At 40.4% G+C, this 22767-nt stretch carries 21 protein-coding genes and 1 other annotated feature; all 21 genes read left to right on the forward strand.

The window, feature by feature from the left end; all coding sequences use genetic code 11:
* Positions 1–200 precede the first annotated feature (200 nt).
* The 21 genes from cysE to tuf all read left to right on the forward strand — a co-directional run bounded on the left by cysE (position 201) and on the right by tuf (position 21554).
* Positions 201–863 (forward strand): serine O-acetyltransferase, encoded by a 663-nt coding sequence (gene cysE / locus AC3EA5_RS02320; protein ID WP_488606934.1) that lies wholly within the window; start codon positions 201–203, stop codon positions 861–863.
* Entirely contained in the window at positions 860–2260 is a 1401-nt protein-coding gene (gene cysS, locus AC3EA5_RS02325) for a cysteine--tRNA ligase (RefSeq protein ID WP_488606935.1), read from the forward strand. The genes cysE and cysS overlap by 4 nt, the downstream gene beginning before the upstream one ends.
* The gene (locus tag AC3EA5_RS02330) at positions 2257–2685 is read left to right on the forward strand and encodes a Mini-ribonuclease 3 (protein WP_394191277.1); all 429 of its coding nucleotides are present in this window, start codon (positions 2257–2259) and stop codon (positions 2683–2685) included. The genes cysS and AC3EA5_RS02330 overlap by 4 nt, the downstream gene beginning before the upstream one ends.
* On the forward strand, positions 2685–3455 hold the full coding sequence (gene rlmB / locus AC3EA5_RS02335; protein WP_394191275.1) for a 23S rRNA (guanosine(2251)-2'-O)-methyltransferase RlmB: 771 nt from the start codon (positions 2685–2687) through the stop codon (positions 3453–3455). The genes AC3EA5_RS02330 and rlmB overlap by 1 nt, the downstream gene beginning before the upstream one ends.
* Before the next feature lie 2 nt (positions 3456–3457).
* Entirely contained in the window at positions 3458–3967 is a 510-nt protein-coding gene (locus AC3EA5_RS02340; protein ID WP_488606936.1) for an NYN domain-containing protein, read from the forward strand.
* A gap of 70 nt (positions 3968–4037) precedes the next feature.
* Positions 4038–4688: an RNA polymerase sporulation sigma factor SigH gene (gene sigH / locus AC3EA5_RS02345; protein ID WP_394191271.1), complete on the forward strand. Its 651-nt coding sequence runs from the start codon at positions 4038–4040 to the stop codon at positions 4686–4688.
* Positions 4689–4772: 84 nt separating this feature from the next.
* Positions 4773–4922, forward strand: a complete 150-nt coding sequence (gene rpmG / locus AC3EA5_RS02350; RefSeq protein ID WP_394191269.1) for a 50S ribosomal protein L33 — start codon at positions 4773–4775, stop codon at positions 4920–4922.
* Positions 4923–4977: 55 nt separating this feature from the next.
* Positions 4978–5163, forward strand: coding sequence for a preprotein translocase subunit SecE (gene secE, locus AC3EA5_RS02355; RefSeq protein WP_394191267.1), 186 nt, complete (start codon positions 4978–4980; stop codon positions 5161–5163).
* Between the two features lie 102 nt (positions 5164–5265).
* The gene (gene nusG, locus AC3EA5_RS02360; protein WP_394191314.1) at positions 5266–5799 is read left to right on the forward strand and encodes a transcription termination/antitermination protein NusG; all 534 of its coding nucleotides are present in this window, start codon (positions 5266–5268) and stop codon (positions 5797–5799) included.
* Between the two features lie 178 nt (positions 5800–5977).
* Positions 5978–6403, forward strand: coding sequence for a 50S ribosomal protein L11 (rplK, locus tag AC3EA5_RS02365; RefSeq protein WP_016429869.1), 426 nt, complete (start codon positions 5978–5980; stop codon positions 6401–6403).
* Positions 6404–6521: 118 nt separating this feature from the next.
* On the forward strand, positions 6522–7223 hold the full coding sequence (rplA, locus tag AC3EA5_RS02370) for a 50S ribosomal protein L1 (RefSeq protein WP_377733133.1): 702 nt from the start codon (positions 6522–6524) through the stop codon (positions 7221–7223).
* Positions 7224–7266: 43 nt separating this feature from the next.
* Positions 7267–7411 (forward strand) — a sequence feature (ribosomal protein L10 leader region).
* 32 nt (positions 7412–7443) lie between these two features.
* On the forward strand, positions 7444–7944 hold the full coding sequence (rplJ, locus tag AC3EA5_RS02375) for a 50S ribosomal protein L10 (protein ID WP_377733134.1): 501 nt from the start codon (positions 7444–7446) through the stop codon (positions 7942–7944).
* A 75-nt stretch (positions 7945–8019) separates the two neighbouring features.
* Entirely contained in the window at positions 8020–8382 is a 363-nt protein-coding gene (rplL, locus tag AC3EA5_RS02380) for a 50S ribosomal protein L7/L12 (protein WP_377733135.1), read from the forward strand.
* A gap of 83 nt (positions 8383–8465) precedes the next feature.
* The gene (locus tag AC3EA5_RS02385) at positions 8466–9071 is read left to right on the forward strand and encodes a class I SAM-dependent methyltransferase (RefSeq protein WP_488606937.1); all 606 of its coding nucleotides are present in this window, start codon (positions 8466–8468) and stop codon (positions 9069–9071) included.
* A gap of 236 nt (positions 9072–9307) precedes the next feature.
* Complete coding sequence (gene rpoB, locus AC3EA5_RS02390; RefSeq protein WP_488606938.1) at positions 9308–12859, forward strand: DNA-directed RNA polymerase subunit beta; 3552 nt, start codon at positions 9308–9310, stop codon at positions 12857–12859.
* Positions 12860–13006: 147 nt separating this feature from the next.
* Positions 13007–16609 (forward strand): DNA-directed RNA polymerase subunit beta', encoded by a 3603-nt coding sequence (gene rpoC / locus AC3EA5_RS02395; RefSeq protein WP_377733138.1) that lies wholly within the window; start codon positions 13007–13009, stop codon positions 16607–16609.
* A gap of 218 nt (positions 16610–16827) precedes the next feature.
* A complete protein-coding gene (locus tag AC3EA5_RS02400) occupies positions 16828–17076 on the forward strand; it encodes a ribosomal L7Ae/L30e/S12e/Gadd45 family protein (RefSeq protein ID WP_488606939.1) in 249 nt (82 codons plus the stop codon).
* A gap of 101 nt (positions 17077–17177) precedes the next feature.
* Positions 17178–17600 carry a 30S ribosomal protein S12 gene (gene rpsL, locus AC3EA5_RS02405; RefSeq protein ID WP_377733140.1) on the forward strand — a complete coding sequence of 141 codons (423 nt, stop codon included), beginning with the start codon at positions 17178–17180 and terminating at the stop codon, positions 17598–17600.
* Positions 17601–17652: 52 nt separating this feature from the next.
* Positions 17653–18123: a 30S ribosomal protein S7 gene (gene rpsG / locus AC3EA5_RS02410; RefSeq protein WP_377733141.1), complete on the forward strand. Its 471-nt coding sequence runs from the start codon at positions 17653–17655 to the stop codon at positions 18121–18123.
* Positions 18124–18170: 47 nt separating this feature from the next.
* Positions 18171–20246: an elongation factor G gene (gene fusA, locus AC3EA5_RS02415; RefSeq protein ID WP_488606940.1), complete on the forward strand. Its 2076-nt coding sequence runs from the start codon at positions 18171–18173 to the stop codon at positions 20244–20246.
* 120 nt (positions 20247–20366) lie between these two features.
* A complete protein-coding gene (gene tuf / locus AC3EA5_RS02420) occupies positions 20367–21554 on the forward strand; it encodes an elongation factor Tu (RefSeq protein ID WP_377733143.1) in 1188 nt (395 codons plus the stop codon).
* The last annotated feature ends 1213 nt before the right edge of the window (positions 21555–22767 follow it).

Raw genomic sequence — 22767 nt, forward strand, 5'->3', positions numbered from 1 at the left:
TTGGAATAAAAAAGGTTTTGCTTTTACGTAGTTAACTTGGTTATGAGATGGATTTGATTGATAAATGTGTGATTTTGATTGATAAATCCTCAAGTTGATTGATAAAACGCCAGTTTGATTGATAAACACGCAGATTTGAGCGATAAACTTTTTTGCAAACAAAAATAGAAAGTCGAATTGAGACAAAGGAGGAAAGCGTTATGTTTTCGCGCATGAAAGAAGATATAGAAGTCGTATTTGAACAAGATCCAGCCGCAAGACGTGTCGTGGAAGTGGTATTAACCTATGCCGGACTCCACGCTATCTGGTCGCATCGAGTGGCGCATGCGCTATTTAAGCGCAAATTGTTTTTCTTAGCACGGGTCGTTTCTCAAGTGAGTCGCTTTTTCACTGGAATTGAGATTCATCCTGGTGCGAAAATCGGTCGTCGCTTCTTCATTGACCATGGTATGGGTATTGTCATTGGGGAAACATGTGAAATCGGAAATAATGTCACTATTTTCCAAGGTGTCACACTAGGCGGTACTGGTAAAGAAAGAGGGAAGCGTCATCCGACATTGCATGATAATGTCTTAGTGGCGACAGGCGCAAAAGTGTTAGGGTCCATCATGATTGGTGAAAATAGTAAGGTTGGCGCGGGTTCAGTTGTCTTAAAAGACGTGCCACCTAATGCAACGGTCGTAGGGATTCCAGGTACAGTCGTCGTTCAAAATGGCGTAAAAGTGAAGCGTAATTTGGATCATCAAGATTTACCGGATCCGGTAGCGGATAAATGCGATATGTTGGAACATAAAATTAGCGTATTAAGAGATGAAGTGAAGCGTTTGAGTGATGAGATAGAAAAGGAGCGAACTGTAAAATGAGTATTCAAATTTACAACACATTAACACGTCAAAAAGAGCCTTTTATTCCTTTAGAAGAAGGAAAGGTCAAAATGTATGTATGTGGACCAACTGTTTACAATTACATTCACATTGGGAATTCCCGTCCTGTTATTGTTTACGATACGGTTCGTCGTTATTTAACGTACCGTGGGTTTGAAGTGAATTTCGTTTCTAATTTCACAGATGTGGACGACAAAATTATTAAAACAGCCAATGAACTTGGAGAAGAAGTATCGGAATTAACGGAGCGATTCATCGCTGCGTATTTTGAAGACGTTACCGCTTTAGGGTGCAAAAAAGCGGATGCCCATCCTCGTGTGACAGAACATATGGACAGCATCATTGAATTTATTGGCGTATTGATCGAAAAAGGTTTTGCTTACGAATCTCAAGGAGATGTCTATTACCGAACGCGTAAATTTGAGGGGTATGGCAAATTATCTCATCAATCAGTCGATGATTTAAAAATTGGTGCGCGCATTGAAACGGGTGAAAAGAAAGAGGATGCACTCGACTTTGCTCTTTGGAAAGATGCGAAACCAGGTGAGATTTCTTGGGATAGTCCATGGGGTAAAGGGCGTCCGGGTTGGCATATTGAATGTTCCGTTATGGTTCGTGAAATTTTAGGGGATACAATCGATATTCATGCAGGTGGTCAAGATTTAACATTCCCTCATCATGAAAATGAAATTGCTCAGTCTGAAGCTTATACAGGAAAGCAATTTGCACGATACTGGATGCATAACGGATATATTAATATTGATAATGAAAAGATGTCAAAATCACTTGGTAACTTTGTGTTGGTGAATGACATTCGCAAGCAGATCGACCCACAAGTGTTGCGTTTCTTTATGATGTCCGTGCATTATCGCAACCCAATCAACTTCTCGCAAGAACTTGTGGAGAACGCGAAAGCTGGGTTAGAGCGTATTCGAACGTCGTATGCGAATTTAGCACATCGCCTCGAAGCTGCACCAGAACTGGGCGACCATGCGGATATTTGGTTGCATAAAATCGACGAGGTGAAAACGCAATTTGTTAAGTCGATGGATGACGACTTTAATACTGCGAATGGGATTGCTGCTTTATTTGAACTATCGAGTTTAGCGAATACGTATTTGATGGAAGCTCATACAGAAGCGAAAGTTCTTGAGAACTTTATGAGTACGTTAAAAGAGTTAGCGGGTGTTCTTGGAATTGAAATGGATGTTCAAAAAGAAGTGCTCGATGAAGAAATCGATGCTTTAATTGAAGAAAGAATTCAAGCACGTCAAAATAAAGACTTTGCTCGAGCAGATGAAATTCGCGACCAATTAAAAGAAATGAATATTCTTTTAGAAGATACGGCGCAAGGAATACGTTGGAAGCGCGGATGACAAATGAATACACTTTACGAAACGCAGATGTTAAACAGTTAAATTCGTTAGCGCTAGCGTACATGGGAGATGCGGTTCTTGAACAATATGTTCGTGAGCATCTCCTGCGTTCGGGGCGTGTAAAACCAAATACGCTTCATAAAGAAGCGACGAAATACGTATCAGCAAAGGCGCAAGCGAAAGTAGTTCATAACATGCTGGAAGCTAAATTTTTGTCGGATGAAGAAGAGGCGATTCTTCGAAGAGGACGAAATGCGAAGTCTGGAACGGTTCCAAAAAACACAGATTTACAAACGTATAAATACAGTACTGGGTTTGAAGCGGTCATTGGAAGCTTATATTTACAAGGACAAGCCGAACGAGTACGTGAAATTATTGAACGTGCAATAACGATTAGTGAAGAACCGAAAGGAGACGTGACGTGATGAATGAAGAAATAAAAGAACCAACCAATGAGATCCTCTCAGGTAAAAACCCTGTCCTAGAAGCACTTCGCTCAGGTCGCGAAATGAATAAAGTGTGGATTGCTGAAGGTGTCAAGAAAGCTGGAATTGCTGAACTTTTGCAATTAGCAAAAGAAGCGGGACTCATCGTTCAATTCGTACCAAAAAACAAAATCGATCAATTAACGGATGGCGCAACTCACCAAGGGATTGCCGCGTCGGTTGCAGCTTATAAATATGCGGAGCTTGACGATTTATTTGAAAGTGCAGCTTCTCGCAATGAAGATCCTTTCTTTTTAATTTTAGATGAACTTGAAGATCCTCATAATCTGGGCTCGATCTTAAGAACGGCAGATGCAACTGGGGTTCATGGCGTGATTATTCCACGTAGACGTGCTGTGGGATTAACAGCGATTGTTGCCAAAACATCCACAGGTGCAATTGAACATATTCCTGTTGTTCGCGTGGGGAATTTAGCGCAAACAGTAGAAGATTTGAAAAAGCGTGGGGTATGGATTGCTGGAACAGATGCAAAAGGATCAGCCGATTATCGCCGCATGGATGCAAAATTACCACTTGCCATTATTATTGGAAGCGAAGGTAAAGGGATGAGTAGACTGTTAAAGGATAAATGTGATTTCCTTTACAACATGCCAATGGTTGGAAAAGTGACATCGTTAAATGCATCAGTAGCGGCAGCTATTCTAATGTATGAAGTGTTACGCAACCGCCTACCGGTCAATGGTAACTGATTGTGGACATTTTGCTCGTCGATGGGTATAACATCATTGGCGCATGGAAAGAGCTTCGAGCTTTAAAGGCAGACAAGTTAATAGATGCCCGCGATCGGTTAATTGAAATGATGGCGGAATATAAGGCTTATTCTGGATGGCGAGTTATTGTCGTTTTTGATGCACACTTAGTACCAGGAATTGAGCATAAAAATATTCAGCATGCGGTGGAAGTTATTTATACACGAAAAAATGAAACCGCGGATGAACGAATTGAAAAGCTGGCCGCATCCTTACCTACGAGAAGAGATCAAGTGCATGTTGCGACATCGGATTTAACGGAACAATGGGTTATTTTTGCGCAAGGTGCACTTCGTATTTCTGCACGTGAATTAGAAATCGAGATGGAACAGGTTCAAACGAAAATCACGAAGAATGTCAAAACCATTCAAGAGAAACGTCCGACGTCAAAAATTCCTCTTTCTGCAGAAGTGACAGAAATTTTCGAAAAATGGCGAAGAGGAATGAAATGAGCCGTTGACGCTAGATTTCCACTTCCTGTATACTAGGTCTAACTACGTAGGCAGAGCAGAGGTGATTCCGTTGATAAAGAGCGACCATGTTCACTTAAAGCTACAACAATTTGATGATTTAGTAGATGAAGAGATAGTGGAACTGGTCCATAATGGGAACACGGATGCACTAGATTTCTTGATTACAAAATATCGTTCTTTTGTCCGTATGAAAGCAAGATCTTACTTTTTAATCGGAGCCGATAAAGAAGATATTATTCAAGAAGGAATGATTGGACTCTATAAATCTATTCGGGATTTCAGAGGGGACAAGCTATCTTCGTTTCGCGCTTTTGCTGAACTTTGTATTACGCGTCAAATTATTACGGCGATTAAAACTGCCACTCGTCAAAAACACATTCCGCTGAATTCGTATGTGTCGCTGGACAAGCCTATTTATGATGAAGAGTCTGATCGAACATTAATGGATGTCATATCGGGGTCGGTTATTGATGACCCAGGAGAAATAATGATTCATCGGGAAGACTTCGATTACATGGAAGGAAAAATGGCTGAGATTTTAAGTGAGCTTGAAAGACAAGTATTAGCTCTTTACTTAGATGGCCAGTCGTATCATGAGATTTCGGAAGAACTTAATCGACATGTAAAATCGATTGATAATGCACTTCAACGCGTGAAGCGGAAACTAGAACGGCACATTGAAATAGGTGGCGTTCATTAACTTGACTCTCTAGGGTGCTGTTGACAGCCTTTTCTAGAGGTGATAGTCTTTAACAATACTCATGAACGATAAAAAGGTGAGAATATGGCTAAAAAAGTCGTGTTGAGTTGTGATCAATGCGGATCTCGAAACTATACGGTTCCTTCTTCAAAAGAAGGCTCCAATGAGCGTTTAGAACTCAAAAAGTTTTGTTCGCATTGTAAAGCACATACGATACACAAACAAACGTTATAACTCTTTACTTCAAGTTGAAGAATATAGATATTTGGTACTCGGAGGGTAAATTAGAATGGCGAATATTAGTGGTTTTTTTGGTAATGTAGTATCAGAAATGAGAAAAGTAAGCTGGCCAAAGCGTAAAGAACTAACTCGTTACACGATTATTGTTCTTTCAACAGTTGTGGTTATGGCTTTATTCTTCGCAGTTATTGACTTAGGAATTTCAGAAGCAGTTCGTTGGTTCCTTGCACTGTAATTTGATAACAGATATTATTATTGGAAATAGCCCGTCTTATTCTACGAACGGGTTTTTTCATGTGTCTAAGAAAGGGAGGGACGGACGACAGTCCTACTCATGATGGAAAAGAATTGGTATGTAGTACACACGTATTCAGGATACGAAAACAAAGTAAAAGCAAATTTAGAAAAGCGTGTCGAGACAATGGGCATGTCAGACTTAATCTTCCGTGTCATCATTCCGGAAGAGCAAGAAACAGATTTTAAAGATGGGAAAAAACGTGTCGTTATGCGTAAAACATTCCCTGGTTATGTATTAGTTGAACTAATCATGACGGATGATTCTTGGTATGTTGTTCGTAACACGCCTGGCGTTACAGGATTTATCGGTTCATCTGGTGGCGGAGCAAAACCAACGCCTTTATTGCCAGAAGAAGTTGATTTCATCTTGAAACAAATGGGTATGACAGAGCGCAAACAAGTTGCTGAATTCACTGTTAATGAAATGGTTGAAGTATTAGAAGGACCGTTCGCTCACTTCCAAGGTAAAGTGGAAGAGATTGATGAAGCTAAAGGTAAGTTGAAAGTTTCTGTTGATATGTTTGGACGCGAAACGAAAATGGAGCTTGACTTCGATCAGGTTCATAAAATTTAATTTTGAAAAGCTACTTGCACTAGTTATGTAAAAGTGTTATTATTTCAAAGGTCAGACTATATTTTGTGATAGTCTGCACAATTTAGCTCATGTTATCGGCTATTAAGCTGACAGGACAGATATTTGAGTGGGAGGGGCAACCCTATTACCACATCACGGACTTAAGGAGGTGTGTCTCGTGGCTAAAAAAGTTGTTAAAGTAGTAAAGTTACAAATTCCTGCTGGTAAAGCAAATCCAGCACCGCCGGTTGGTCCAGCATTGGGTCAAGCAGGTGTTAATATTATGGGATTCTGTAAAGAATTCAACGCACGTACGGCAGATCAAGCTGGACTAATTATCCCTGTTGAAATTTCTGTATTTGAAGATCGTTCATTTACATTCATTACAAAAACTCCACCTGCAGCAGTATTACTTAAAGTGGCGGCTGGAATTCAGTCAGGTTCTGGTGAACCAAACCGCAAAAAAGTTGCAACGGTGAAGCGTGATAAAGTTCGCGAAATCGCTGAACAAAAAATGCCAGACCTAAACGCAGCATCAGTTGAAGCAGCGATGTTGATGGTTGAAGGTACTGCGCGTAGCATGGGAATTGTCATCGAAGACTAATCCCTGCAACTTGATGATGCATTAGTTTTTGGAGGGTTGCGAATGTCTTCAGGACACGCAACCCTTATTCGTGGGAGGTTTAACCCGTTAAAACCACAATCAAGGAGGAATTTTCAAAATGGCTAAAAAAGGTAAAAAGTTACAAGAATCAGCTAAATTAGTTGACCGTACTAAAGTGTACGCAGCTAAAGAAGCAATCGAACTTGCTAAAAAAACTAGCACAGTTAACTTTGACGCAACAGTTGAAGTAGCATTCAAATTAGGTATCGACACGCGTAAAAATGACCAACAAATCCGTGGGGCAGTAGTACTTCCAAACGGAACTGGTAAAACTCAACGTGTTTTAGTTTTCGCTAAAGGCGAAAAAATTAAAGAAGCAGAAGCTGCTGGCGCTGACTTTGTTGGCGATACAGAGTTCATCAACAAAATCCAACAAGGATGGTTTGACTTCGATGTAATCGTAGCTACTCCTGATATGATGGGTGAAGTTGGTAAATTAGGACGTGTTTTAGGACCTAAAGGCTTAATGCCAAACCCTAAAACAGGAACTGTAACATTCGACGTAACTAAAGCGATCGAAGAAATTAAGGCTGGTAAAGTTGAGTACCGTGCTGATAAAGCTGGTATCATTCATGCGCCAATCGGTAAAGTTTCTTTCGAAGACGACAAGTTAGTTGAAAACTTCTTAGCAGTATTTGATGTTGTTCAAAAAGCTAAACCAGCTGCAGCTAAAGGAACATACATGAAATCTGTTAACATTACAACGACAATGGGTCCATCTGTAAAAGTGGATTCTTCAAGTGTAAAAGTTAGCAAATAATATTTGACAGTTATAGAGTCTATCTGTTAAGATGATTTTTGTTGTAAAATAATTATTTGTACCGTAGACAGTAGGTGCGACTTGTCGCGTAATGATCCTACCGAGGACATGCATTCTGATTCTTTTTAAAGATGACGTTTCAGCCCCTGTGTCTATATCCATAGACCAGGGGCTTTTCTTTTGGCGGTATAAATGACTCATTCTATTAGGAGGTGTCCAGATGAGCAGAGCAATCGAAACTAAAAAGGTTCGAGTTGAAGAAATTACAGAGAAGTTCAAAACTGCAGCTACTGTAGTAGTAGTTGACTACCGTGGTTTGACTGTAGGTCAAATTACAGAACTTCGTAAACAACTTCGTGAAGCAGGTGTCGAATTCAAAGTGTATAAAAACACAATGACTCGTCGTGCTGTTGAAGTATTAGGTCTTGAAGGTTTGAATGAAAGCCTTACAGGTCCAAACGCAATTGCGTTTTCTACTGAAGACGTAGTAGCACCAGCGAAAATCATAAACGATTTCGCTAAAAAGAACGATAAACTTGAGATTAAAGCAGGTGTCATTGAAGGTGCTATCGCAACTTCAGATGATATTAAAGCTCTAGCAGAACTTCCTTCTCGCGAAGGTTTGTTGTCAATGCTACTCAGCGTTCTACAAGCTCCAATGCGCAACTTTGCACTTGTAACAAAAGCTGTTGCAGAACAAAAAGAAGAGCAAGGCGCGTAATTCGTTACACGGCTTAACTCTTTAACCCTGGGTATATCCCAAACAAAAAAATAGTCCTATTAGGAGGAAAATACAATGAACAACACTCAAATCCTTGAAGCAATCAAAGGTATGACAGTTCTTGAATTAAACGACTTAGTAAAAGCAATCGAAGAAGAATTTGGCGTTACAGCTGCTGCACCAATGGCTATGGCTGCTGGTGGCGGTGCTGCTGCTGAAGAAGAGCAAACTGAATTTGATGCAATCCTTACAACTGTAGGAGATCAAAAAATCAAAGTAATCAAAGCAGTTCGTGAAATCACTGGTTTAGGTCTTAAAGAAGCTAAAGAAGTTGTAGACAACGCTCCTAAAGCTCTTAAAGAAGCAGTAACTAAAGAAGAAGCAGAAGAAATCAAAACTAAGCTTGCTGAAGTTGGCGCTACAGTAGAAGTAAAATAATTTCTATTAATAGTTTTTGGAAAGCTCGTCAGTTATCGGCGGGCTTTTTCTTCATTTAGTTAACAGGTTGGAGGGTGCCCGGAATGGCTGATCATTATTATTCGAAAAAACCTCAAACAGCAAGTAAGCCTAAGTCATGGAGTGCTACACTGCGTGATGAATTGTTTCAATTTGAAACTGATACAGGGGTTTTTAGTAAAAGCGAAGTAGATTTTGGCTCCCGTGTTTTAATTGACACGTTTGTAATGCCGGTAACTGAAGGACCAGTGTTAGATGTTGGATGTGGATATGGACCTATTGGGTTGTCCATTGCCAAAACTGATGCAAATCGTACAATTCACATGGTTGACATTAATGAACGTGCAGTGCAGCTTTCACGCAAAAATGCGGAAGTAAACGGGGTACAAAATGTACGAATCTATGAAAGTGATGGATTTACCGAAGTTACTGAAACTGACTTTGCTGCAATTTTAACAAACCCGCCTATTCGTGCTGGGAAACAAACGATTTTTCGTTTTTATATAGATGCCTATGCGAAGTTATGTATGGGTGGAGAATTGTGGGTTGTCATTCAGAAGAAACAAGGAGCTCCATCAACTTTCGATCGATTAGAAGAAACTTTCGGTCAAGTTGAAGTAGTCGATAAGGTAAGAGGTTACTGGATCATTAAGGCCAAGAAGGTCAAATGATTATTTGACTTGACAAAATCGCTATGATATTATAATAAAATGCAAAAATATTATTTTGCGGTCGTGTGCCCTTTTGTATAAAGCTATTTTGTAAGTGGGTATACTTACCAAGAATAAATGTGTTTAACCGAAAATGAGCTCTTATAGAACTCGTTTTCTTTTTGTCTTTTCGACATCATACACTAAATATGGTGTGCCGAAAAGTCCTAATATTGCTTTATTGAGGGGTGAATGAGTTGGCAGGTCAACTAGTTCAGTATGGACAACACCGCGAGCGTAGAAGTTTTGCGCGTATTAAAGAGGTGCTAGAACTTCCGAATTTAATAGAAATTCAAACAGCATCTTATGAATGGTTCCTGGAAGAAGGTTTGCGTGAAATGTTCAGAGACATTTCTCCAATCACAGATTTCACAGGTAATCTTTCACTTGAATTCATCGATTATACTTTAGGGGATCCTAAGTATCCAGTCGACGAATCCAAAGAACGAGATGTAACTTATGCGGCACCACTTCGCGTAAAAGTACGTCTTTATAACAAAGAGTCAGATGAAGTGAAAGAACAAGATGTCTTTATGGGTGATTTCCCACTCATGACAGAAACAGGTACTTTCGTAATAAACGGTGCTGAGCGCGTAATCGTATCTCAGTTAGTACGTTCACCAAGTGTTTACTTCCATGATAAGACAGATAAAAACGGTAAAAAAGGTTTTGGAACAACAGTAATTCCAAACCGTGGTGCATGGTTAGAATTTGAAATTGATGCGAAAGACGTAGTCTACTGTCGTATTGATCGTACGCGTAAATTGCCTGTAACGGTTCTTTTACGTGCACTTGGTTTCGGATCTGATCAAGAAATTATCGATCTTATTGGCGATAATGAATATTTGCGTAATACTCTTGAAAAAGATAATACGGAAAGCACAGACAAAGCGTTACTTGAAATTTATGAGCGTCTTCGTCCAGGCGAGCCGCCAACAGTTGAAAGTGCGAAAAGTCTTCTGTACTCACGTTTCTTCGACCCGAAACGCTATGACTTAGCAAATGTAGGTCGTTACAAAATGAATAAAAAACTGCACATCAAAAACCGTTTGTTTAACCAAACAGTGGCTGAAACGCTTGTTGACCCAGAAACTGGTGAGATTTTAGCGGAAAAAGGTTCATTGATTGACCGTCGTTTACTCGACCGTTTAATTCCACATCTTGAGAATGGAATCGGATTCCAAACAATCTCTCAAGTCGGTGGCGTATTAGAAGGCGATATCACGTTACAAACAATCAAAATCTTTGCTCCAAACAATGAAGCACAACAAGAAATCAATGTTATCAGCAATGCTTACATTGAAGATGCGATTAAAAACATCACACCTGCTGACATTATTTCTTCTGTTAGTTATTTCTTCGGCCTGCTTTACAACGTTGGAAACACGGATGACATCGATCATCTAGGTAACCGTCGTTTGCGTTCAGTAGGAGAGTTATTACAAAACCAATTCCGTATTGGTCTTTCTCGTATGGAACGTGTAGTACGTGAGCGTATGTCTATCAACGACACACAATCAATCGTGCCACAACAATTGATCAATATCCGTCCGGTTATTGCTTCAATAAAAGAGTTCTTTGGTAGTTCTCAGTTGTCTCAATTCATGGATCAAACAAATCCGCTTGCTGAATTGACGCACAAACGCCGTCTATCGGCATTAGGACCCGGTGGTTTAACACGTGAACGTGCTGGCTTTGAAGTACGTGACGTTCATTACTCTCACTATGGTCGTATGTGTCCGATTGAAACACCTGAGGGTCCAAACATTGGACTAATTAACTCGCTTTCTAGTTTTGCGAAAGTGAACAAATTTGGCTTCATTGAAACACCTTATCGTCGCGTTGATCCTGAGACAGGTTTAGTAACGGCTCGTATCGACTATTTAACTGCTGATGAAGAAGACAACTATGTAGTAGCGCAAGCTAATGCACGTCTAAATGACGATGGACAATTTACTGATGAAGAAGTTGTTGGTCGTTTCCGTGGTGATAACACGGTATTCAAACGTAGTGCAATCGATTATATGGACGTTTCACCGAAACAAGTAGTTTCTGCCGCAACAGCGTGTATCCCATTCTTAGAAAACGATGACTCCAACCGTGCCCTTATGGGTGCGAACATGCAACGTCAAGCAGTTCCATTATTAAACCCTGAAGCTCCTTTTGTAGGGACAGGTATGGAACATGTGAATGCGCGTGACTCTGGAGCTGCCGTTATTGCTAAATTTGTAGGTATCGTTGAGCATGTAGAAGCGAGAGAAATTCGAGTTCGTCGTATTGAAGAAATCGACGGCAAAGAAGTTAAAGGCGATTTAACAAAATATAAATTACAAAAATTCCTTCGTTCGAATCAAGGGACGAGTTACAACCAACGTCCAATCGTTAAGGTTGGCGATCGCGTAAATCCTCTTGATATTCTAGCTGATGGTCCATCTATGGAACGTGGAGAAATGGCACTTGGACGTAATGTACTTGTGGCATTCATGACATGGGATGGTTATAACTATGAAGATGCAGTCATCATGAGTGAACGTCTTGTAAAAGACGATGTGTACACTTCTGTGCACATTGAAGAATACGAGTCAGAATCTCGTGATACAAAACTTGGACCAGAAGAAATCACTCGTGACATTCCAAACGTGGGAGAAGAAGCGCTTCGTAATCTTGATGAGCGTGGAATCATCCGAATTGGTGCGGAAGTTCGCGATGGCGATATCTTAGTAGGTAAAGTAACGCCTAAAGGGGTTACTGAGTTAACTGCTGAAGAACGATTATTACATGCAATCTTTGGTGAAAAAGCACGTGAAGTTCGTGATACATCTCTTCGTGTACCTCATGGTGCCGGCGGAATTATCTTGGACGTTAAAGTGTTTAATCGCGAAGATGGCGACGAGCTTCCACCTGGTGTGAATCAACTCGTTCGTGCATATATCGTTCAAAAACGTAAAATCTCTGTTGGAGATAAAATGGCTGGACGTCATGGTAACAAAGGTGTTATCTCGCGTATTCTTCCAGAAGAAGATATGCCATTCATGCCGGATGGTACTCCAGTAGATATCATGCTTAACCCTCTAGGCGTTCCATCTCGTATGAACATCGGTCAAGTATTAGAGCTACACTTAGGTATGGCTTCTCGTAAACTTGGCATTCATATGGCTTCACCTGTATTTGATGGTGCCAATGAAGATGATGTTTGGGACACTATGGAAGAATCTGGTATGAACCGTGATGGTAAAACAACATTGTATGACGGACGCTCTGGTGAACCTTTTGATAACCGTGTATCTGTCGGTGTTATGTATATGATTAAATTAGCCCACATGGTTGATGATAAATTGCATGCACGTTCAACTGGACCTTACTCTCTTGTTACGCAACAACCGCTTGGTGGTAAAGCACAATTCGGTGGACAACGTTTCGGTGAGATGGAGGTTTGGGCACTTGAAGCATACGGTGCTGCTTATACACTTCAAGAAATCTTGACTGTGAAATCCGATGACGTGGTGGGTCGTGTGAAAACATACGAAGCCATCGTTAAAGGTGAGAGCGTACCACAACCAGGAGTTCCAGAATCGTTTAAAGTATTAATAAAAGAACTTCAAAGTTTAGGTATGGACGTTAAGATGTTAACCATCGACGACGAAGAAATTGAACTGCGTGATTTGGATGAAGAAGACGATCTTCACCCAACTGATGCACTAAATATCCTGCCAGCAACGGACGGAGTGCCGGTAGGTACAGCCGAATAAAGGCTACCGATACGGTTTATATAAAAACATTTTAAGAAATAAGGGCAGGCCTCCATACCTGCCCGCATTTCCATTTCGATAAAAGTTATCCGCCTGAGCTAAGTGGATAAATTCTTTTAAAGACCCAGACTAAGGGAGGTAGGCTCCTTGATAGACGTTAATAATTTTGAGTACATGAAGATTGGTTTAGCATCTCCAGACAAGATTCGTTCTTGGTCGTATGGTGAAGTGAAGAAGCCTGAAACGATTAACTACCGCACACTAAAACCCGAAAAAGATGGTTTGTTCTGTGAACGTATTTTCGGTCCAACAAAGGACTGGGAATGTCATTGTGGTAAGTATAAGCGTGTTCGTTATAAAGGCGTTGTTTGTGATCGTTGTGGCGTTGAAGTTACACGTTCAAAAGTACGTCGTGAGCGCATGGGTCACATTGAATTAGCGGCTCCTGTATCACATATTTGGTATTTCAAAGGAATTCCAAGTCGTATGGGACTTATTCTTGATATGTCTCCTCGTTCTTTAGAAGAAGTCATTTATTTTGCTTCTTATGTAGTTGTAGATCCTGCAAATACACCGCTTGAACGCAAGCAGCTATTGTCTGAGAAAGAATATCGTGCATACCGTGAAAAATATGGCAAGAAATTCTATGCTGCAATGGGTGCTGAAGCTATTAAGCGTCTTCTTCAAGATTTAGATCTTGAAAAAGAAACTGAAATGCTGAAAGAAGAACTTAAAACTGCTGCAGGTCAAAGACGTACACGTGCCATTAAACGTCTAGAAGTAGTTGAATCATTCCGTAACTCTGGTAACAAACCTGATTGGATGATTTTAGATGTCCTTCCAGTAATACCGCCAGAAATACGTCCAATGGTGCAATTAGATGGTGGTCGTTTTGCTACATCTGATTTAAATGATTTATATCGTCGTGTTATCAACCGTAATAACCGCTTAAAACGTTTACTTGATCTTGGCGCGCCAGGTATCATTGTTCAAAACGAAAAACGTATGTTACAAGAAGCTGTTGATGCATTGATTGATAATGGTCGTCGTGGCCGTCCAGTTACTGGGCCGGGTAACCGTCCATTGAAATCACTTTCACATATGTTAAAAGGGAAACAAGGTCGTTTCCGTCAAAACTTACTAGGTAAACGTGTTGACTACTCTGGTCGTTCGGTTATCGTTGTAGGTCCAAACTTGAAAATGTATCAATGTGGACTTCCAAAAGAAATGGCAATTGAATTATTCAAACCATTTGTTATGAAAGAACTTGTTGAACGTGGCTTAGCTCACAACATTAAGAGTGCGAAACGCAAAATTGAACGTATGCATTCAGAAGTTTGGGATGTATTGGAAGACGTCATTAAGGAGCATCCGGTTTTATTAAACCGCGCACCGACGCTTCACCGTTTAGGTATTCAAGCTTTCGAACCAACATTAGTAGAAGGTCGCGCAATTCGTCTTCACCCACTGGTATGTACAGCTTACAACGCTGACTTCGATGGTGACCAAATGGCAGTTCACGTTCCTTTATCAGCAGAAGCGCAAGCAGAAGCTCGTTTACTAATGTTAGCTGCACAAAACATTTTGAATCCTAAAGATGGAAAACCAGTTGTTACACCATCTCAAGATATGGTTTTAGGTAACTATTACTTAACACTTGAGCGTAAAGGTGCAACAGGTGAAGGTTCTACATTCTACGGACCAAATGAAGTATTAATTGCATACCAAAACGGACATGCGCATTTGCATACACGTATTGCAATTTCAGCAGGTTCATTGAATAACCAAACATTCTCTGAAGAACAAAACAAAATGTTGTTATTAACAACTGTAGGTAAAGTGATTTTCAATGAAATTTTACCTGAAACTTTCCCTTACATTAACGAACCTACGGACTTCAACCTTCAAGTTGAAACGCCGTCTAAATATTTTGTTCCAACTACGACTAATATAAGAAAACATATTGCCGAAGAGGAACTTGTATCACCTTTCAAGAAGAAAATTCTTGGGAACATTATTGCTGAAGTATTTAAACGTTTCCATATTACTGAAACGTCTAGAATGCTTGACCGTATGAAAAACCTTGGTTTCAAATATTCAACTCGTGCTGGTATTACAATTGGTATCTCAGATATCGTGGTACTTCCAGATAAAGGTTTAGTATTAGACGAAGCTCAAGATAAAGTAGATAAAGTTCTGAAGCAATTCCGTCGTGGTTTGATTACAGAAGAAGAACGTTATGATCGTGTTATTTCGTATTGGAGTGCAGCTAAGGATGTAATACAAGAAAAACTAATGAAATCCTTAGACAATTTAAACCCAATCTTCATGATGAGTGACTCTGGAGCGCGTGGTAACGCATCCAACTTTACTCAACTTGCAGGTATGCGTGGTTTGATGGCCAATCCAGCCGGTCGTATTATCGAACTTCCAATTAAATCATCATTCCGTGAAGGTTTAACAGTTCTTGAATACTTCATCTCGACACATGGTGCTCGTAAAGGTCTTGCGGATACAGCACTTAAAACTGCTGACTCAGGTTACTTAACACGTCGATTAGTTGACGTTGCTCAAGATGTTATTGTTCGTGAAGATGAATGCGGAACGGACCGTGGCTTATTGATTGGCGCATTAATGGATGGCACAGAAATTATTGAAGGTTTTGACGAGCGTATTGTTGGTCGTCATACTCGTAAAACAATTTACCATCCAGAAACCAAAAAAGTTATTTTGGCGAAAGATGCTTTAATTACAGAAGACGCAGCTCGCGTTATTTTGGATGCTGGAATCGAAGAACTTACAATTCGTTCTGCATTTACATGTAACACGAAACACGGGGTATGTAAAAAATGTTACGGTACTAACTTAGCTACTGGTGAAGACGTTGAAGTTGGAGAAGCAGTTGGTATTATTGCTGCCCAATCGATCGGTGAACCAGGTACGCAGTTAACAATGCGTACGTTCCATACGGGCGGTGTTGCTGGAGACGATATTACACAAGGTCTTCCACGTATCCAAGAGATTTTCGAATCTCGTAACCCGAAAGGTCAAGCGGTTATTTCTGAAATTACTGGAGTTATCTCTATGATTGAAGAAATTCGTGAAGGTCAAAAAGAAATTACAGTTCAAGGTGATGTTGAAACACGTAAATACCTTGCTCCGTATAATGGTCGTTTGAAAGTTCAATTAGATGATCAAATTAAACGCGGTGAAGTATTAACAGAAGGTTCAATCGATCCAAAAGAATTGTTAAAAGTTAAAGATGTTTCAACAGTACAAGTTTACTTGTTGAAAGAAGTTCAAAAAGTATACCGTATGCAGGGTGTAGAAATCGGTGACAAACATATCGAAGTAATGGTTCGCCAAATGCTTCGTAAAGTGCGTGTAATCGAGGCTGGCGAAACTGAGCTATTACCTGGCTCATTACTAGACATTCACCAATTTGCAGAAGCGAATAAGGAAGCCGTGTTAAGTGGGAAAATCCCTGCTACATGTCGCCCAGTTATTCTCGGTATTACAAAAGCTTCACTTGAAACAGAATCGTTCTTATCGGCAGCGTCATTCCAAGAAACTACGCGTGTGTTAACTGACGCGGCAATTAAAGGGAAACGCGATGAACTACTTGGCTTGAAAGAAAACGTTATTATTGGTAAACTCGTTCCTGCGGGTACCGGTATGCAACGTTACCGTCAAATCAAGATTGTTGATGCGAAGAAAAACGAAACTGAAGTAGCAGTGAGCGCTGAATAAATTTATTTTAATTCAATCCGGCGGGGTTAATAAAATAACCCCCCGGTATTTATGTCTAGCTTCACAGGCTTAATCGCACATTCGTTGTTCCAACATCGGAGTCGATCTCTCTCGGTCTGCTATGCTTTTCAACAAAAACAGGTTGACAGAAAAAATTATGAATGATACCATGTTTAAGGTTGATAGTTGAAGGTCTGGGTCTTTGGAGGATATGCAAAATGTCTTATGAAAAAGTAAATCAGGCGAAGAAAACCGTCATCGGTACTAAGCAAACAGTAAAAGCAATCCATGGTGGCCTTGTAAAAGAAATTTTAGTGGCTCGTGATGCTGACAATCGAATCACCCAACCCGCTATTCAGACAGCACAAGAAAACGGTGTGAAGATTGGTTATGTAGAGTCTAGAATAGAACTTGGTAAAGCCTGCGGACTTCAAGTAGGTGCAGCAGTTGTTGCAATTACTGTGTAACAGTTTTTGTGTGTGAACACACAAAGACTTTGTTTTTTACCCAAAAATGAACCACCTGGATGTGTGGTATTACAACGATCAGAAGAAGGGAGGAATAATCGATGCCTACAATTAACCAATTGGTACGTAAGCCTCGTAAATCCAAGACTGTAAAATCAAACTCACCTGCTTTGAATAAAGGGTATAACAGCTCTAAAAAAACGTTAACAAACGTTAATTCACCGCAAAAACGTGGGGTTTGTACACGTGTTGGTACAATGACACCAAGAAAGCCAAACTCAGCGTTACGTAAATATGCGCGTGTACGTTTAACTAACCTACTAGAGGTTACTGCGTATATCCCGGGTGAAGGTCATAACCTACAAGAACATAGTGTTGTTCTTATCCGTGGAGGACGAGTAAAAGATTTAGCGGGTGTACGTTACCATATCGTACGTGGTGCTCTTGATACAGCTGGTGTTACTGGCCGTATGCAAAGCCGTTCTAAATACGGAACTAAACGCCCTAAAGTTAAAAAAAGCTAATAACAGTTAATACAAAATAAAATCATAGATTTTTTCGAAAGGAGGAAAACACATGCCTCGTAAAGGTCCTGTTTCCAAACGTGACGTGTTACCAGATCCAATATACAATTCAAAACTTGTAACTCGTTTAGTCAATAAATTAATGGTGGATGGTAAAAGAGGTACTTCTCAAAAAATTCTTTATGGAGCTTTTGAACTTGTTCAAGAACGTTCAGGTAAAGATTCTTTAGAAGTATTTGAAGCTGCTCTTGCAAACATCATGCCAGTACTTGAAGTTAAAGCCCGCCGTGTTGGTGGTACTAACTATCAGGTGCCAATCGAAGTTCGTCCAGAACGTCGTGCTACATTAGGTCTTCGTTACTTAGTAAACTATTCTCGTCTTCGTGGGGAGAAAACAATGGAAGAGCGTTTAGCTAATGAAATTCTTGACGCTTCTAACAACACTGGTGGTTCTGTTAAGAAACGTGAAGATATGCACAAAATGGCGGAAGCGAACAAAGCGTTTGCTCATTACCGCTGGTAGGATTTTTCATCCACTACTCATTCTAATAATGGAAGGAGAAATACAATATGCCTAGAGAATTCTCCTTAGAGAATACAAGAAATATTGGAATTATGGCTCAGATTGATGCTGGTAAAACAACAACTACTGAGCGTATCCTTTATTACACAGGTCGTATCCATAAAATTGGTGAAACGCACGAAGGTGCTTCACAAATGGACTGGATGGAGCAAGAGCAAGAGCGTGGAATCACGATCACTTCTGCTGCAACAACAGCTGCTTGGAAAGGGCACCGCGTAAACATTATCGATACTCCAGGGCACGTAGATTTCACTGTTGAAGTTGAACGTTCACTTCGAGTACTTGATGGTGCTGTAACGGTTCTTGATGCACAGTCTGGTGTTGAACCACAAACTGAAACAGTATGGCGCCAAGCTACAACTTACGGCGTACCACGTATTGTTTTCGTAAACAAAATGGATAAAATCGGAGCTGACTTCCTATATTCTGTAGGAACACTCCTTGATCGTTTAGCAGCAAATGCACATCCGATTCAGTTACCAATTGGTGCTGAAGACGACTTCGAAGCGATTATCGACCTAGTCGAAATGAATGCAATTTTCTTTGGTAATGATGAAGGAACAGACATCCAAGTGAGAGAAATTCCTGAAACACATATCGAACTTGCAAACGAATGGCGCGAGAAGTTAATTGAAGGTGTTGCCGAGTTTGATGAAGCATTAATGGAGAAATACCTTAATGCTGAAGAAATTACAAAAGAAGAATTAAAACTTGCTATCCGTAAAGGTACGCTTAATGTAGAATTCTTCCCTGTAGTTCTTGGTACTGCTTTCAAAAACAAAGGTGTACAAATGATGTTAGATGCAGTAATCGACTATCTTCCAGCTCCGACAGATGTACCGCCAATGATGGGTACACTTCCGGATTCTGAAGAAGAAGTTTTACGCGAACCTAAGGATTCTGCACCTTTCTCTGCATTAGCATTTAAAGTTATGACGGACCCTTACGTTGGTAAGTTAACATTCTTCCGCGTTTACTCTGGTGTTCTATCTTCAGGGTCTTACGTACAAAACTCAACAAAAGGTAAACGTGAACGCGTAGGTCGTATTCTACAAATGCACGCTAACTCTCGTGAAGAAATTGCTGAAGTATACTGTGGTGATATCGCTGCAGCAGTTGGTCTTAAAGATACAACTACTGGAGACACATTATGTGACGAAAAACACCTTGTTATCCTTGAGTCTATGGTATTCCCAGAACCAGTTATCTCGTTATCTGTAGAGCCGAAGTCAAAAGCTGACCAAGATAAAATGGGTCAAGCTTTACAAAAACTTCAAGAGGAAGATCCAACTTTCCGTGCTCACACTGACGTAGAAACTGGCCAAGTTATCATCGCTGGTATGGGTGAACTTCACCTTGATATTATCGTTGATCGTATGCGTCGTGAATTCAAGGTTGAAGCTAACGTGGGCGCGCCACAAGTTTCTTACCGCGAAACATTCCGTGGATCAGCTTCAGTTGAAGGTAAGTTCGTTCGCCAATCTGGTGGACGTGGTCAATTCGGACACGTTTGGATTGAATTCTCTCCAAACGAAGAAGGTAAAGGTTTTGAATTCGAAAACGGAATCGTCGGTGGTAGTGTTCCTCGTGAATACATCCCAGCTGTTGAAGCAGGTCTTCGTGACTCTTTAAACAATGGTGTAATTGCTGGATACCCACTTATTGACATCAAGGCTCGTCTATTCGACGGATCTTACCATGATGTTGACTCGAATGAGATGGCGTTTAAAATTGCTGCTTCAATGGCACTTAAAAACGCAATATCAAAATGTAGCCCGGTACTTCTAGAGCCTCTTATGCGCGTAGAAGTAGTTATCCCTGAGGAATACCTTGGTGATATCATGGGTGACATTACATCACGTCGAGGACGTGTTGAAGGTATGGACGCTCGTGGAAACGCGCAAGTAGTACGTTCAATGGTTCCACTTGCACAAATGTTTGGTTACGCAACTTCATTGCGTTCTAACACGCAAGGTCGCGGTGTGTTCTCAATGCACTTTGATCACTATGAAGAAGTACCAAAATCAATTTCTGAAGAAATTATCAAAAAAAATAAAGGTTAATTATTGAATATTAACTTTTTATCTTGTATAACTACTTTGTAAGCATATGGGTGATGAGGGTACTAGTCCCTCATCATTCATTTAAAACTAATTATTATAATTTTGAGGAGGACTTCTATAATGGGTAAAGCTAAATTTGATCGCTCTAAAACACACGTAAATATTGGTACAATCGGTCACGTTGACCATGGTAAAACAACTTTAACAGCTGCAATCGCTACAGTTCTTGCAAAACGTTCTGGTGGTACTGCAATGAGCTATGCACAAATCGATAACGCTCCTGAAGAAAAAGAGCGCGGAATCACAATCAACACTTCTCACGTTGAGTATGAAACTGCACTTCGTCACTATGCACACGTTGACTGTCCTGGACATGCCGATTATGTTAAAAACATGATCACTGGTGCTGCACAAATGGATGGCGGAATCTTAGTAGTATCTGCTGCTGATGGCCCGATGCCACAAACTCGTGAACATATCCTTCTTTCACGTCAAGTTGGTGTTCCTTTCTTAGTAGTCTTCATGAACAAATGTGATATGGTAGACGACGAAGAATTACTTGAATTAGTAGAAATGGAAGTTCGTGATCTTCTTTCTGATTATGATTTCCCTGGCGACGACATTCCAGTAATCAAAGGTTCAGCTCTTAAAGCATTAGAAGGCGAAGAAGAATGGGAAGAAAAAATCGTTGAATTAATGGACGCTGTTGATTCATATATCCCAACTCCAGAACGTCAAACTGACAAACCATTCATGATGCCTGTTGAGGATGTATTCTCAATCACAGGTCGTGGTACAGTTGCTACTGGTCGTGTAGATCGTGGAACTATTAAAGTTGGAGATCCTGTTGATATTATCGGGATCGCTGAAGAACCAAAATCAACTATCGTAACTGGTGTTGAAATGTTCCGTAAACTTCTTGACTATGCAGAAGCTGGTGACAACATCGGCGCTCTACTTCGTGGAGTAGCTCGTGAAGATATCCAACGTGGACAAGTATTGGCTAAACCAGGTTCAATCACTCCACATACTGAATTTAAAGCAGAAGTTTATGTTCTTTCAAAAGAAGAGGGTGGACGTCATACTCCATTCTTCACTAACTACCGTCCTCAGTTCTACTTCCGTACAACTGATGTAACTGGTGTTTGTAACTTACCTGAAGGCGTTGAAATGGTTATGCCTGGAGACAATATTGAAATGTCAGTTTCTCTTATCGCTCCAATCGCGCTTGAAGAAGGTACTAAGTTCTCTATCCGTGAGGGTGGACGTACTGTTGGTGCTGGTGTAGTTGCTACTATCACTAAATAATTAACAATTTCGAAGGACCTTGCCGGGACGCTGGCAAGGTCTTTTTTTGCGTTTTAAGAAAGTATATAATTTTAGTTCCATAAACCCAGTGTTTCAGGTACTTTGGACAAAAAGATGATTCATTAATAATGTTGATTTCCGTTTCAGGCGGACGCTTTCCGCGGGGCGGGCGGTGAGCCTCCTCGGTCGCTTCGCGATCTGCGGGGTCTCACCTGTCCCGCTGATCCCGCTGGAGTCGCCGCCTTCCACTACAATCCATCAATTGCTTATTGTGTAGACACGAATAAATGATTATTAATTTAAGCTAGAGTAGAACCAACCTATAATCGTAGTTGCCATTTATATTATTTGATTGAAGCCAGGTGGCGACTTCTGCGGAAATAGCAGATGTTTTCTGCACCGAAAGCGAAGCGGCAGGTGCATGATCTGAAGACCCCACAGGAAAGATACTGGCCAAGGCCAGTATCTTTGCGACGAGTAACCGCAGGAGCACATGTTTTTGCAGTGACGAGGAGACTGAAGCCATGCCCGCGAAAAGCGTCCGCCGTAGCGGAAATCAACAGGCTACCTTTTGCAGAAGAATGACCTCCTTGATTTCCGCTTGTTTTTATAATTCTTTAAAATTAAATTTAAAATATTTATGTTTTTTACAAACGTTAATCTAATAACAATGGAAACGCATACATTTTTAGTGAATATTCATAATTAACTGATAAGTGAAAAAGTACCGATTGACAGGAAATTTATTAGACGTTACGATAGCAACAATTTACTTTTACCAAGTTGAGAAATTGAGAAGTTTATTGCTTTGAGATTACTTAATTAATGATCTAGATTAATTAGGTGTAAATTCTCATCGAACTGAAAGATGAGAAGAAATGAATATTATCACACTGTCATATAGTTAGAAACTCGGCAATAGAATAACCCATCTAGATAAATTTTCTTGAAAAGTATTTATAGAAAATGATTTATAAAAAAACAATATTATGAAAATCAATGACGAGGTTAAAGTAAGTGGAATGTGTATTCCCAGAGAGCCGGTATAGGTGGAAGCCGGTAATACACCCATTTGCGACATCCCCTCTGAGTGGAGTGCTGAAAGGTATATACCGTTTAGGCTCTCCCGGTAATCTGCATCAATAGGTTATCGTTATCAACGGATAAGCAATGCTTGTCCATGAGGCTGCGATTACGCAGTGAAATAGGGTGG

Source organism: Paenisporosarcina sp., from assembly GCF_057785155.1.